Raw genomic sequence first — 14,353 nt, forward strand, 5'->3', positions numbered from 1 at the left:
GCGTGCCGTGCCGCTGAGTCGCCCTCAGTCCGGCCGGCTCACTGGCCGCGTCCTCTGGAACGGGCCGCGCGCGCGATCGTGACGACCGCCTTCTCCAGCGCGTACTCCGGGTCGTCCCCGCCGCCCTTGACGCCCGCGTCCGCCTCGGCCACGGCCCGCAGGGCGACCGACACCCCGTCCGGGGTCCACCCGCGCATCTGCTGCCGCACGCGGTCGATCTTCCAGGGCGGCATGCCCAGTTCCCGGGCGAGGTCGGCGGGCCGGCCACCGCGGGCCGACGACAGCTTGCCGATGGCCCGTACGCCCTGGGCCAGCGCGCTGGTGATCAGCACCGGCGCCACCCCGGTCGCCAGCGACCATCTGAGCGCCTCCAGGGCTTCCGCCGTCCGCCCCTCGACCGCCCGGTCCGCGACCGTGAAGCTGGAGGCCTCGGCCCGCCCGGTGTAGTACCGTCCGACGACGGCCTCGTCGATCGTCCCCTCGACGTCGGCGACCAACTGGGCCACCGCCGACGCCAGCTCCCGCAGCTCGCTCCCGATCGCGTCCACCAGCGCCTGGCAGGCCTCGGGCGTGGCCGACCGCCCGAACCCGCGGAACTCCCCGCGTACGAACGCCAGCCGGTCCGCCGGCTTGGTCATCTTCGGGCACGCCACCTCCCGTGCCCCCGCCTTGCGCGCGGCATCGAGCAGTCCCTTGCCCTTGGCGCCACCCGCGTGCAGCAGCACCAGGGTGATCTCCTCGGCGGGCGATCCGAGATACGCCTTCACGTCCTTGACCGTGTCGGCCGACAGGTCCTGCGCGTTGCGTACGACCACCACCTTGCGCTCCGCGAAGAGCGACGGGCTGGTCAGCTCGGCGAGCGTGCCGGGCTGCACCTGGTCCGGGGTCAGGTCCCGCACGTCCGTGTCGGCGTCGGCGGCCCTGGCGGCGGCCACCACCTCCCGCACGGCACGGTCGAGCAGGAGGTCCTCCTGGCCGACGGCAAGGGTCACCGGGGCGAGAGGGTCGTCGTTCGCAGTCTTCCTGGCCATCGCGACAAGCATCCCACGCGCCACTGACACCGATACGCGCAGCCGCCCCCGGCCGGACGGCACGCCGCCGCGGACGGCACCCGGGCCCGGACGACGAGCCCCGCGGGACTACGGCTCCTCCCGCCAGCCGTCCCACTCCCCCGCCAGCGCGTCCAGCTCCCGCGGATCCAGTCGCTCCCGCTCGTCCCGCAGGACGACGAGCCACTGGGCGTCCTCGGCGTCGTCCTCGCCGGCCAGGGCCTCCCGCACCAGCTCCGGCTCCTCCGCGACCCCGAACCGCTCTCCGAGCGCCCGCGCCACCTCTTCCGCCGCTTCCCGGTCGGGCAGCACCAGCACATGTCTCACATCGCTCACGGTGTCATTCTCCGCGACCCGCGGCCGGCTCCCGCACGGCGGGCACCCCCACGGCCGGCACGGTGGCCAGCTCGATCCCGAACCGCTCCCGGTACACCGCGAGCACCTCCTCGTCCGACTCCAGCTCACGCACCTCCCGTGTCCCGTCGGCGGCGGTCACCGTCCACCTGCGGCCGCTCAGGGTGATCCGTCCCCCGTCCTCCGTGCTGCGTGAGCACACCAGGGACCGCGTGAAGTGCGACCGCGGCGAGGTGCTGTGCCACCAGGCCCCCGAAGCGAAGTCGCCGAGAGCCCGGGGCCGCGTCTCCAGGCGGTACTGGGGCGCGCCGTCCCGCAGGACGTCGAGGTCCGCCGCCCCGTCCTGGTCGGCGCCCCCGCGCACCCCGGCCGGGTCCGGGCCGGCCGGGGCGATCCGGAAGGTGCCGCCGGGGTCCGGCTGCTCGCCCCGGTCCCCCAGCTTCAGCGGGTAGTGGCTGTGCGCCCCGAACCCGACGTCGGCCAGCCAGTCGCCCCCGTCCGCGGTCCGCACCCGCAGCGCGAGATGGTCGTACGGGATACCGAGCCGCTCCCCGTCCCCGTACACCCGCGCCGCGAGCAGGGCGACGCCGAAGCCGAGCGCGGTCAGCAACGACCCGAAGGCGCCGTTGAGTTCGTAGCAGAACCCGCCCCGCCGCGCGTCCACCAGCTTGGCCAAGAGCCGTTCGTCCTCCAGCGCGATCTCCTCTCCGAGGTGCACCGAGAGGTTCTCGAAGGGGACGGTCCGCAGATGGCTCTCGTGCAGTTCACGCAGTGCTTCGGCGGTGGGACGCGCCGGGTGCGCGACCCCGAGGCGGCGGAGGTAGGCGTCGGCCTGTGCGGAGTTCATGTCCTCAGTCTCCCGCCACCCGCACCTCCCCGTCCGCCCCGCCGGTCCCCGCGACCGCCAGCGCCCCGTCCCGGTCCGTGCGCAGCACCACCGCGCCCTCGTCCCGCAGCGCCCGTACGGTGCCGGGCGCCGGGTGGCCGTAGGGGTTGTCCGCGCCGCAGGAGATGAGGGCGACGCGCGGGGCCACCAGGCGTATCAGGTCGGGGTCCTGGTAGGACGAGCCGTGATGGGCGACCTTCAGGACGTCGACGCGGCCCAGCCCGGCCACCGCCGGTGACTCCAACAGCGCCCGCTGGGAGGGAGGTTCGAGGTCCCCGAGCAACAGCAGCCGCAGCCCGGCCGACCGGACGAGCAGTGCCACGCTGGCGTCGTTCGGCCCGTCCGGGTCCCGGGCGGCCGGGCCGGGCGGCGGCGGCCAGAGCACCTGCCAGGACAGTGGTCCCGTCCGCCGCTGTTCGCCGGCGGCCGCGCGGGTGACGGGGATGTTCCGTGCGGCCGCCTCCCTCCGTACGAACTCGGCCTGGTCGGCGGGCTCTTCGAAGCCCGTCGTCTCGATCCCGCCGACCGGCCGCCCGCGCAGCACCCCGGGCAGTCCCGCGACGTGGTCGGCGTGGAAGTGCGTCAGCACGACCAACGGGATCCGGACGATGCCCAACTTGCGCAGGCAGTGGTCCACCAGTGCCGGATCGGGACCCGCGTCCACCACCACCCCGCTGCCGCCGCCCGCCGCGAGCACCGTCGCGTCGCCCTGTCCGACGTCGCACACCGCCAGCCGCCAGCCGGGCGGCGGCCAGCCGGTGACCACTCGGGTCAGCGGCGCCGGGCGCACCACGGCGAGCAGGAGCAGCAGTCCGCAGACACCGCACCACCACGGGTGCCGCACCAGCCGGCGCCCGAGGAGCAGCACCGCCACCGTGGCGACGGCGAGCAGCAGCGCCCCGGCCCAGCCGGCCGGCCAGTCGACTCCCCCGCCGGGGAGCCCGGCCCCGGCCCGTGCCACACCCGCGATCCATCCGGCCGGCCACCTCGCGAGCCGGGCCAGGAGTTTCGCCACCGGCATCGCCACCGGGGCGGTCGCCAGCGTCGCGAAGCCCAGGACGGTGGCCGGGGCGACCGCGGCCTCCGCGAGCAGGTTGCACGGCACCGCCACGAGGCTCACCCGCGCCGACAGCACGGCGACGACCGGCCCGCACACGGCCTGTGCGGCGGCAGCGGCGGCCAGCGCCTCGGCGAGCCGCGGTGGCACCCGGCGCCGCCGCAGCGCCGCGTCGAAGCGGGGCGCGAGCGTCAGCAGGGCGCCGGTGGCCAGCACGGAGAGCAGGAAACCGTAGCTGCGGGCCAGCCACGGGTCGTACAGGACCAGCAGCAGGACGGCTGTCGCCAGTGCCGGAACCAGCGATCTGCGACGCCCCGTGGCCAGCGCGAGCAGGGCGACGGCGCCGCAGGCCGCGGCCCGCAGCACGCTCGGGTCCGGCCGGCACACGACGACGAAGCCGAGCGTGAGCGCCGCGGCGAGCAGTGCGGTCGCCCGCAGCGAAAGACCGAGGCGTGGTGCCGGCCCACGGCGTTCGGCCCGCTGGGCCAGCCCGGGCGGCCCGATGAGCAGGGCGAGCAGAACGGTGAGGTTGCTGCCGGAGACCGCGAGGGTGTGCGCCAGGTCCGTCTCCTTGAAGGCCTCGTCCAGCTCCGGCGTGATCCGTGAGGTGTCCCCGACGACCAGCCCCGGCAGCAGTGCCCGCGCGTCACCCGGCAGCCCGTCGGTCGCTTCGCGCAGCCCGGCCCGCAGCCGGCCCGCCAGCCGTTGCGGCCCGCTCGGTCCTCCCACGACCTGCGGCACCTGCCCGTCCCGCACCCGCAGCACGGCCGCGATCCCGTCACCGCCCGCCGTCGGCGCCAGTCGCCCGTCCACCCGGATCCGCGTCGAGGGCAGCAGGCCGAGCCAGGCCGCCCGCGTACCCGTCGCGCGCTCCTCGGGAACTCGACGCGGGCCCGGCGTGCCCGCGTCGACGACGACCAGCACGGGGGTCCGGGTCTTCGTCACCGACCCGTCGGCGTCCTCGACCCGCCGCGCCTCCGCCCGGACGAGCACGGCGACCGGGGCCGCGTGATCGCCGGTGACCCGGGGTCTGCTGAGCCAGGGATCGGATCCGACCTCGACCTTGGCGGTCACCGTGGCGTGCCGCCGGGCCAGCTCGGGCACCGGCCCGCGCCGCAGGTCCGCGCCGTGCGCCCCGGCGGAGGCGGCGGACGCGGCGACGCAGAGGAGTACGGCGGCGGCCGTGACGCGGGGCCGGGCGGCCGACCGGGGCGGGGCCTGAGTCCACCGCCCGTACAGCAGGATCACGCCGGTGACCAGGCAGCCGATCACGAGGCCGGCGGTCCGGGCCGGCGGGATGTCCAGCGTGAGCGCCGCCGTCCCCCAGGCCGCGAGCGCGGGCGGGACCAGGCGCAGGTCCGTCGGTCCCTCCTGTCGGGGGTGTGCGGCGCCCAGTCGCTTCCCGGAGGCGGCGTGCACGGCCCGGCGGGCGACGAGTCGCCCCGGCCGGCCGTCGTCGGGCGACGGGGCCTCGCTCGGCGCCCGGGCGGACGGGAGGGGGCCGGAACGCGCCGGCCGGGTGGGTGTCCGGGTCATGGCCGCACCAGGTTCCGCAGGTCGGCGAAGCGCCGGGCGCCGATGCCGTTGACCTGGCGCAGTTCATCGATTGAACGGAAGCCGCCGTGCCGGGTGCGGTAGTCGACGATGTGCTGGGCCAGCACCGGGCCGACGCCGGGCAGGGACTCGAACTGGTCCGCGGTGGCGGTGTTGAGGGAAACCGGTGCCGAGGGGCCGGCTCCCGGCGCCGGGCCCGGTGCCGGTGCGGGGCCCGGTGCCGGTGCGGGGCCGCCCACGACGACCTGTTCGCCGTCCACGAGGAAGCGGGCCCGGTTGAGTCCCTCGGTGCTGGTGCCCGGGCGCACCCCGCCCGCCGCGCGCAGCGCGTCGGCGACCCGTGAACCGGCCGGCAGACGGTGGATCCCGGGGTCGTGGACCTTGCCGCTGACGTCCACCACGATCTCGGTCCCGGTGCCCGGGGCGGCTTTGGCGGTGCTCCCGGGAGCGGTCTGCGTGCCCTGCCCGTGCCCACCGCTGCCTGCCGGTTCCGTCTTCTTGTCGTTCGTGTACGGGGCCTCGGCCCGCACCACCTGTGGTGCGCTGACGGACTCGGCGCGGCCTGTCCAGAAGTGCTGCGCGGCGAACAACGCCGCGACGGCCAGCGGCACCGTGAGCGCGATCACGCCCCGCCGCTCCAGGCCGCACCGCGCCTGCAACCACACCGGCATCCGCTCGCGCAGCGCGAGCCCGGCCCGTCCTCGCCAGTCGGGACTCGACCGCTCGTCGTCAGAGCCGGTCCGCACGGCGTCCGTGGGCGCGGCGGCCGGCGCCGTGCGCACCACCGGCGCCGTGCGCATTACCGGCGTGCGCATGCCGGGTGCGGTGCGCCTCCCCGGCGCCCTCGTCATGCCAGGTGTCGTGCCCACCCCGCTCGCCGTGCCCGCTCGTGGCCGGCCCGCTCGTGGCCGGCCCGCTGGTGGCTGTCCCGCTCGTGGCCGGCCCGGTGGCGGTCCGTGTCCCGACTCCTGTGGCCGAGGGGATTTTTCGGCGAAGAGCAGTTCCGCTCGCCGGCGCAGTTCCTCCGCCGGTGCGCGGTGGTGGCGGGTGGGGTGGTGCCGGGTGGGGCGGCGAGCGGGTGGCCGGCGGTACCGGACGCGGCCGTCGGAAGCGGGGGCCCGACCGGGGCCGCTGGTCGCGGGTGCTGTGCGGGAGCGTGCTCGAAGTGCCATGCGACGAGGATCCGACATCCCGTCACTTCGCGATGATCTTGCCCGATTTCCGTGGAGGACGCGCCGGTTGTGGACAACCGCGCCACCCGCACGAGCGATACGGCTGACGACAGGTCACCGCGGCGAGACCACGGCTCCCAGCAGCCCCGGCCCGGTGTGCGCCCCGATCACCGCGCCGACCTCGCTCACGTGCAGGTCCGCCAGCCCCGGCACCCGTGCCCGGAGCCGGTCGGCGAGGGCGGAGGCGCGGTCGGGGGCGGCGAGATGGTGCACGGCGATGTCGACCTCGGCGCTGCCCGCCCGTTCGGCCGCGATCTCCTCGAGGCGGGCGATCGCCTTCGACGCCGTCCGTACCTTCTCGAGGAGCTCGATGCGGCCGCCGTCCAGTTCCAGCAGCGGCTTGACGGCGAGCGCGGAACCCAGCAGGGCCTGCGCGGCGCCGATCCGGCCGCCCCGGCGCAGATAGTCGAGCGTGTCGACGTAGAAGTAGGCGGAGGTGCCCGCGGCCCGTTTCTCCGCCGCGGTGACGGCCTCGTCCACGGTGCCGCCCGCCTCCGCCGACTCGGCCGCGGCGAGGGCGCAGAAGCCGAGGGCCATCGCGACCATGCCGGTGTCCACCACCCGCACCGGCACCGGCGCCTCGCGTGCCGCGACCACCGCCGCGTCGTACGTGCCCGACAGTTCGGCGGAGAGGTGGAGGGAGACGATGCCGGCCGCGCCGGACTCGGCGACCTTGCGGTAGGTCTCGGCGAACACCTGGGGGCTGGGGCGCGAGGTGGTGACGGGGCGCCGCTTCTGGAGGGCCTGGGCCAGGGAGCGGGTGGAGATGTCGGTGCCTTCCTCGAGCGCCCGGTCGCCGAGGACCACGGTGAGGGGTACCGCGGTGATGCCGTGGCGCTCCATCGTCCGCTGCGGCAGGTAGGCCGTTGAATCGGTGACGATGGCGACATGGCGGGACATGAGCTGGAGGTTACCTGCCGTGGCGCCCGTGCGGCAGCCCGGCCCCGGTGACCTGGGCCGGAACCGGCCGGATCAAGTGGTGCTCTCGGGGCGGGCCTTCTTCTGCCACGCGTACGTCTGGCGCCGGCCGGGCGGGGCGAGGGAGGGCCGGGCCGGTTCTTCGGCGGTGCCGGGACGAGGGGGCTCCGGCCAGGTCTGCTGTGCGGTCCGGCCGTCCCCGGCCGGGGCGTCGGGCCACGGCCGCGGCTCGGGCGAGGGCTCCGAACGCGTCCAGTGCCGCAGCGCGCCGGTCTCGACGTCGATCTGGGTGCTCAGTGTGTCGAGGTCGTCCTCGGCGAAACGGTGGGCCCGGTCGCGGGCGGCCCAGCGCAGCGAGTCGGCGGACCGGGTGACGCGCTCGGTACGGCTGCGCAGCTGGGGCAGCAGCTCGGCGAGCCTGGCACGGTCGGGCTCGGCCTCGAGACGCCGGAGTTCGTCGTCCAGTTCGTGTCCGTGCACGCTGAGCCGCTGGAAGAGGCCGAGGGACTCCCGCAGCGACTCGTCCTCGGCGACACCCGCCTGCAACGCGTCCTGGGTGGCGCGCATCGAGGTGCGCAGGCCGAGCCGGAGCTGCGCGATCTCGCCGGCCGGGCCGGGCTGGACGACGGACTTGGCCCGCAGTGTGTGGTCCTCGACCGTGCGGCGGGCCTGGGTGATCGTACGGTCGACACCGCGCTTGGCGGCGCCGATCACCTTGACCGTGGCGTAGGCGCCGAGGACGACGAACAGCAGGAAGAGCAGGGCGAAGACGGTGACGAATGCTTCCACGGCGCTCCTCCTGGCGGCTTCGCGCGGGCCGGCCCGCGCTGCTCTCCACGGTAAACGCTACGGGCAGGCCCGGGGTTCCGGAAAAACCCCGAACCTGCCCGTAGGGGACTACCCCGAGCGTTACGCCGGAACGATGTTCACCAGCTTCGGCGCCCGCACGATCACCTTGCGGATCCCGGCACCGTCCAGCGCGGCGACGACCTTCTCGTCGGCCAGCGCCGCCTTCTCCAGCTCGTCCTCGGAGATGGACGGCGGCACCTCCAGGCGGGCCTTGACCTTGCCCTTGATCTGCACGACGCAGGTCACGGTCTCGTCCACGACGTAACTCGGGTCGGCGACCGGGAGGTCCTGGTGGACGACCGAGTCGGTGTGGCCCAGCCGGCGCCACAGCTCCTCGGCGACGTGCGGGGCCAGCGGCGCGACCAGCAGCACCAGCGACTCGGCGACCGAACGGGACACGGGCCCGCCCGCCTTGGTCAGGTGGTTGTTCAGCTCGGTGACCTTGGCGATGGCGGTGTTGAACCGCAGGCCCTCCAGGTCCTGGCGCACGCCGTCGATCGCCTTGTGCAGGGCACGCAGCGTCTCCTCGTCGGGCGCGTCCTCGGTGACCGTGATCTCACCGGTGGCTTCGTCGACGATGTTGCGCCACAGCCGCTGCAGCAGCCGGAACTGGCCGACCACCGCGCGCGTGTCCCACGGCCGGGAGACGTCCAGCGGGCCCATCGCCATCTCGTACAGGCGCAGCGTGTCGGCGCCGTACTCGGCGCAGATCTCGTCCGGAGTGACCGCGTTCTTCAGGGACTTGCCCATCTTGCCCAGCAGGCGGGTGACCTTCTCGCCCTGGTAGTAGTACGCGCCGTCGCGCTCCTCCACCTCGGCGGCCGGCACGGCGATGCCCCGGCTGTCGCGGTAGACGTAGGCCTGGATCATGCCCTGGTTGAACAGCTTGTGGAACGGCTCCGCGGAGGAGACGTGACCCAGGTCGTACAGGACCTTCGACCAGAAGCGGGCGTACAGCAGGTGCAGCACGGCGTGCTCGGCGCCGCCGACGTACAGGTCGACACCGCCGTGCGGCTGTCCCTCGCGCGGGCCCATCCAGTACCGCTCGGTCTCGGGGTCGACCAGCTGGTGCTCGTTGTGCGGGTCCAGGTAGCGCAGCTCGTACCAGCAGGAACCGGCCCAGTTGGGCATGGTGTTGGTCTCACGCCGGTACTTCTTCGGCCCGTCGCCCAGGTCCAGGGTGACGTTGACCCATTCCTCGTTGCGGGACAGCGGCGTCTCGGGCTGGGTGTCGGCGTCGTCCGGGTCGAAGGTGCGCGGGCTGTAGTCCTCGACCTCGGGCAGCTCCAGCGGCAGCATCGACTCGGGCAGGGCGTGGGCGATGCCGTCCTCGTCGTAGACGATCGGGAAGGGCTCGCCCCAGTAGCGCTGGCGGCTGAACAGCCAGTCGCGCAGCCGGAAGTTGACGGTGCCCTCGCCGGTTCCCTTGCGCTCCAGCCACTCGGTGACGCGCGCCTTGGCGTCGACGACGCCCAGGCCGTCCAGCGAGATCTCGTCGTTCGACGAGTTGATGATCTTCGCGTCGTACGACGCGAAGGCGTTCTCCCAGGTCGAGGTGGAGGTGCCGCGGCCGTCGGTCGGCTCGACGATGCAGCGGACCGGCAGCTCGAAGGCGCGCGCGAACTCGAAGTCGCGCTGGTCGCCGGCCGGGACGGCCATGATCGCGCCGGTGCCGTAGCCCATCAGGACGTAGTCGGCGATGAAGACGGGGATCTGGTCGCCGTTGACCGGGTTGGTGGCGTACGCGCCGATGAAGACGCCGGTCTTGTCCTTGGCCTCGGCCTGCCGTTCGACGTCCGACTTCGAGGCGGCCTGGGCACGGTAGGCGGCGACGGCCTCGGCCGGGGTCGCGTGGCCCCCGGTCCACACCTCGTGGGTGCCCTCCGGCCAGGCGGCCGGGGTGAACTTCTCCACCAGCGGGTGCTCGGGGGCCAGCACCATGTAGGTCGCGCCGAACAGCGTGTCGGGGCGCGTGGTGAAGACCGTGATGTGCTCGCCGTCGATCGGGAAGTCGACGCGGGCGCCCTCGGACCGGCCGATCCAGTTGCGCTGCTGGAGCTTGATGGCCTCGGGCCAGTCCAGCTCCTCCAGGTCGTCCAGCAGCCGGTCGGCGTAGGCGGTGATCCGCATGTTCCACTGGCGCAGCTTCGCCTTGAAGACCGGGAAGTTGCCGCGCTCGGAGCGGCCGTCGGCGGTGACCTCCTCGTTGGCCAGCACGGTGCCCAGGCCGGGGCACCAGTTGACGGGCGCGTCGGAGGCGTAGGCCAGGCGGTACTCGCCCAGGACGTCGGCGCGCTCCGCGGCGGTCAGCCGGTTCCAGGAGCGTCCGCCGGGCACCGCGCGCTCACCGGACTCGAACTGGGCGATCAGCTGGGAGATCGGGCGGGCCTTGTCCGCCTCGTCGTCGTACCAGGAGTTGAAGATCTGCAGGAAGATCCACTGGGTCCACTTGTAGTAGTCCGGGTCGATCGTGGCGAACGACCGGCGCCTGTCGTGGCCCAGGCCCAGCCGGCGCAGCTGGGACTTCATGTTCTCGATGTTGGCCTCGGTGGACACGCGGGGGTGCGTGCCGGTCTGCACGGCGTACTGCTCGGCGGGCAGGCCGAAGGCGTCGAAGCCCAGGGTGTGCAGGACGTTGTGGCCGGTCATCCGCTGGAACCGGGCGTAGACGTCGGTGGCGATGTACCCCAGGGGGTGGCCGACGTGCAGACCCGCGCCCGAGGGGTACGGGAACATGTCCATGATGAACTTCTTGGGCCGTGCCACCACCTCGGGGTCGCCGGCCAGGTCACCCTTCGGGTTCGGTGCCGCGTACGTGCCCTCGGCGTCCCAGAAGTCCTGCCAGCGTGCCTCGATCTCGGCCGCCAGGGCGGCCGTGTAGCGGTGCGGCGCGGCCTCCGTCGACACGGCAGCGGCGGCCGCGGCGGCAGCGGGGTTCGTCTCGCTCATGATCCTCAAAGCTCCATCGATCGTCTCTGCCTGCGGCTGCGACATTCAAGAAAACGAAAAATCCCCTCACACAGGAGGGGACGCCGCGCCGATGCCGACCATCCGGCTCTCACCGCCGGTCGGGACTGATCAGCGCGGCCCGCTAAGCAGAAGGCGTACGGCACGCATGGCGTTAGGGTACCGCAGGCTCTGAGCAAGCCGCGACGCTCTTCCGTATCCCTCTAGGACAGCGACAGCCAACCGGTCCAAGATCAGAGATTACTTCGCGTAACAACCACTAAGGGACATCGCAACGGCGGGACAGTCCTTTTGACAACAACGCAATAGCCCAAACCCCGTACCGATCGGTATGGCGCCCTTTACAGTTCGGCAGCGGGACCGCTTTCCCGAACCGCTCGGAGTTGCCCCCATGAACCCTCGTGCTAGTAACACCTCGCTCCCCAAGCCGGGCCGGTCGGCCTACGGGGTGGCGACGGCTGTCGTCCTGCTGCTCATACCCGTGGTGGTGGTGTCCGGAGGGCACTGGCTCCAGGACTTCCTCAACTTCGGCGCGGGCGTCCTGTCGCTCGTCAGCCTCACCTGCTCGGTGATCTGGGGCCTGGTGACGCAGGACCGGATCTTCCTCAACACGCGCCAGCGGATCGTCTCCCAGGCCATCCACCGGGTGCTCGCCATCGCCTCGATCGCGTTCCTCCTGGTGCACGTCACCATCAAGCTGGCGCTGTCCCACACCGTCCTGATCGCCGCGCTGATCCCCTTCAGCCTGGGCGTGACGGGCAGCGCCGGGCTCATCGGCCTGGGTTCGCTGGCCGGCCTGCTGATGATCTTCGTGGGCATCACCGGCGCGCTGCGCAACCAGTTCGCCGCCCCCGCGCCGGTCGCCGCACGCTGGCGCGCGATGCACATGCTGGCCTACCCGGCCCTGAGCGCGGCACTGATCCACGGCCTGTTCGCGGGACGCGCGGCGAAGCCGTTCTTCATGATCTCGTACGAGCTGTGCCTGGCAGGCATCATGGCCGCCCTGGCCCTGCGCGGCGCGCCGCGCTCGTTCAAGCGCAAGGTCGCCGACCGGCTCGTGTCGTTCCTGGGCACCGCGGAGCGGCCGGAACTCGACGACCTGGACGCCAGCCGCGCCAGGATGACCGAGACGGGTTCCTTCAGGACGGGCTCGTCCGCGCTGCCGGGCTACGGGAAGCAGCCGGCGTTCACCGACACCGGCGCCTTCCCGCGCGCGGGAGCCTCCTCGGCCTCCCCGTACGACACCGGGGCGCGCCCGATGGCCCCGGAGCCCGCGTCCGGCTTCGCGGCCGCCTACCGGGCCGTCTCGACGCCCGGGCAGTCCCAGCAGTCCTTCGCGGCCGGCCAGACCGGGCGCATGGACCTGCCGAGGGACATGCAGGCGACGGAGGCCTTCCCGCGCGTGGACGGCCCGTCCAGCACCTCGGGCAGCTGGCCGGTCCCGTCCCCGCCGCCGGTCGGCGAGGCGCCCCCGTCGGCGTACGACCCGCTCGCGGACACCGGATACACCATCCCCGTCTACAACAATCCGGGCACCGGCGGGAACGTCGGAAGTGATGTGTACAACACGGGTGAGACGAACACCCGCTACGGCGCGTACAACTCGAACAACACGTACAACAGCGGTCCCGCCAGCGAACCAGCCCCCGGCGCGCCCTTCGACACGCCGGGGTCGGGCGAACCTTGGAACACGCCTTCCGGAGGCTATAGGTGAACGAGGCCCTGCCCGACGTCCCGGAAGTCCGCGTGGTCGGGCTTCCCCAGCTCACGTCGGGCTTCGACCTTGTCGAGAGACTCGACCTGCCCATGCACCTGAAGGTGCACGGGCCGCTCGAACCACTGGCCGGCGAGCAGCTCGCGCAGCTCTCCGAGGCCATCAACCTCAAGGGCCGCGGCGGCGCGGGCTTCCCCTTCCACAGGAAGCTGCGCTCGGTCGCCGAGTCGGCTATCAAGCGGGGCGTCCGGCCGGTGGTCGTCGTCAACGGCAGCGAGGACGAACCGGCCTGTCGCAAGGACACGGTCCTCATCAACCGTGCGCCCCACCTGATCCTGGACGGCGCGCTGCTGGTCGCGGAGGCCCTGGGTGCCCGCACGCTCGTGGTGGGGGTCACCCGTGAGTCCACCCAGCGCTCCATGGAAGCCGCGCTCGCCGAACGAGGGCTGGACAACGGCCGCCGCTCGGCGCTGAAGGCGTTCGTGCAGCGCAACCCGATCCGCATGGTCACCGGCGCCGCCGCGTCGCTGATCCGTTCCATCGACGGCGGCCCGGCGATCCCGCCCGGCCGCAAGACCAGTGCCTCGCAGAACGGCGTCGGCGGCGCGCCCACGCTGCTGTCGAACGCCGAGACGTTCGCCCAGCTGGCGATCGCCGCCCGCATCGGCCCGGAGCGGTACGGCAACACCGGCCTGTACGACGAGCCGGGCACCGTCATGCTGACGGTCTCCGGCGCGGTCGCCCGCCCCATGGTGATCGAGGTCCCCACGGGCGTGCCGCTGCGCTACGTCCTGCAGCTGGCCGGCGCGCCGCCGGTCCCGCAGGGCGTGCTGACCGGCGGCTACCACGGCAAGTGGATCGACGCGGCGACGGTCAACGAGGCGATCGTCTCCCGCAACTCCCTGGACGCGGTGGGCGGTGCCCTCGGCGCCGGTGCGATCCTGCCGATCAGTCAGGAGACCTGCCCGCTGGGCGAGTCGCTGCGGGTGGCCCAGTGGCTGGCGGAGGAGAGCGCGGGACAGTGCGGTCCCTGCTACCTCGGCCTGCCGGCCGCCGCGCGCGGCATGGAGGACATCCTCAACGGCGGCGGCCCGGCCGCCCTGGAGGCCCTCAAGCAGGTCGCCAAGAACGTCAAGCGGCGCGGCGCGTGCTCCCACCCGGACGGCTCCGCGATGTTCCTGGAGTCGACGATCAAGGCGTTCACCGACGACCTGGCGGCGCACGTCCTCGGCAACGGCTGCGGGCGGCCCGTGGAGGGCGTGCTGCCGCTCTTCGAGGACGGCAAGATGCCGGTGGGCATCCCGGGCGGCGGCGAGCCCGAGGACACCGGGAGCAGCCGCCAGAAGATCTTCGTCGACTGGACGCTGTGCCGGGGCCACGGGCTGTGCGCGGACATCCTCCCGGAGGTCTTCGAACTCGGCGCGGACGGCTTCCCGACGGTGGCGCAGGCGAAGGTGCCGCGCTACGCCGAGGCGAAGGCCCTGCGCGCGGTGCGCCGCTGCCCGGCACTCGCCCTGCGCATCGAGGAGGACACCCGCGCTCAGGCGCCGGCCCGCAACCTGCCGGTCCTCTCCCAGGGCCGCGGCCGCCGCGCCCTGGGTCGCTGAGCGGGCGCACGGCGGGCCACCCGGATGCCCGGGTGGCCCGCCGTCACGCTGAGGAGAACCGCGAAAAACACCGAAGGCGGATCACTCGATCGAGTGATCCGCCTTCGACTTCTGTGGAGCTAAGGAGAATTGAACTCCTGACCTCCTGCATGCCATGCAGGCGCTC

General features: G+C 73.4%; 10 protein-coding genes. 2 read left to right on the forward strand and 8 right to left on the reverse strand.

Annotated features, from left to right (window positions below; all coding sequences use genetic code 11):
* Positions 1–38: 38 nt before the first annotated feature.
* The 8 genes from holA to leuS all read right to left on the reverse strand — a co-directional run bounded on the left by holA (position 39) and on the right by leuS (position 10,848).
* A complete protein-coding gene (gene holA / locus ABZX30_RS11490) occupies positions 39–1,031 on the reverse strand; it encodes a DNA polymerase III subunit delta (RefSeq protein ID WP_355931798.1) in 993 nt (330 codons plus the stop codon).
* 108 nt (positions 1,032–1,139) lie between these two features.
* A complete protein-coding gene (locus ABZX30_RS11495) occupies positions 1,140–1,385 on the reverse strand; it encodes a hypothetical protein (protein WP_355931800.1) in 246 nt (81 codons plus the stop codon).
* 4 nt (positions 1,386–1,389) lie between these two features.
* Positions 1,390–2,250, reverse strand: coding sequence for an arylamine N-acetyltransferase (locus ABZX30_RS11500; RefSeq protein WP_355931802.1), 861 nt, complete (start codon positions 2,248–2,250; stop codon positions 1,390–1,392).
* A 4-nt stretch (positions 2,251–2,254) separates the two neighbouring features.
* Positions 2,255–4,765, reverse strand: a complete 2,511-nt coding sequence (locus tag ABZX30_RS11505; RefSeq protein ID WP_355931829.1) for a ComEC/Rec2 family competence protein — start codon at positions 4,763–4,765, stop codon at positions 2,255–2,257.
* Positions 4,766–4,878: 113 nt separating this feature from the next.
* Positions 4,879–6,072: a ComEA family DNA-binding protein gene (locus ABZX30_RS11510; RefSeq protein ID WP_355931805.1), complete on the reverse strand. Its 1,194-nt coding sequence runs from the start codon at positions 6,070–6,072 to the stop codon at positions 4,879–4,881.
* Positions 6,073–6,186: 114 nt separating this feature from the next.
* A complete protein-coding gene (locus tag ABZX30_RS11515) occupies positions 6,187–7,032 on the reverse strand; it encodes a DegV family protein (protein ID WP_355931808.1) in 846 nt (281 codons plus the stop codon).
* 72 nt (positions 7,033–7,104) lie between these two features.
* The gene (locus ABZX30_RS11520) at positions 7,105–7,839 is read right to left on the reverse strand and encodes a hypothetical protein (RefSeq protein WP_355931810.1); all 735 of its coding nucleotides are present in this window, start codon (positions 7,837–7,839) and stop codon (positions 7,105–7,107) included.
* A gap of 120 nt (positions 7,840–7,959) precedes the next feature.
* Positions 7,960–10,848, reverse strand: a complete 2,889-nt coding sequence (gene leuS, locus ABZX30_RS11525) for a leucine--tRNA ligase (RefSeq protein WP_355931812.1) — start codon at positions 10,846–10,848, stop codon at positions 7,960–7,962.
* Between the two features lie 409 nt (positions 10,849–11,257).
* On the opposite strand from leuS, the gene ABZX30_RS11530 reads away from it, so the two are divergent.
* Together ABZX30_RS11530 and ABZX30_RS11535 are read left to right on the forward strand one after the other, a co-directional pair.
* Positions 11,258–12,580 (forward strand): cytochrome b/b6 domain-containing protein, encoded by a 1,323-nt coding sequence (locus ABZX30_RS11530; RefSeq protein ID WP_355931815.1) that lies wholly within the window; start codon positions 11,258–11,260, stop codon positions 12,578–12,580.
* Positions 12,577–14,187 carry an NADH-ubiquinone oxidoreductase-F iron-sulfur binding region domain-containing protein gene (locus ABZX30_RS11535; protein ID WP_355931817.1) on the forward strand — a complete coding sequence of 537 codons (1,611 nt, stop codon included), beginning with the start codon at positions 12,577–12,579 and terminating at the stop codon, positions 14,185–14,187. The genes ABZX30_RS11530 and ABZX30_RS11535 overlap by 4 nt, the downstream gene beginning before the upstream one ends.
* Positions 14,188–14,353 lie beyond the last annotated feature (166 nt).

This window comes from Streptomyces sp. NPDC004542, from assembly GCF_040610035.1.
In the GTDB taxonomy this organism is placed as follows: domain Bacteria; phylum Actinomycetota; class Actinomycetes; order Streptomycetales; family Streptomycetaceae; genus Streptomyces.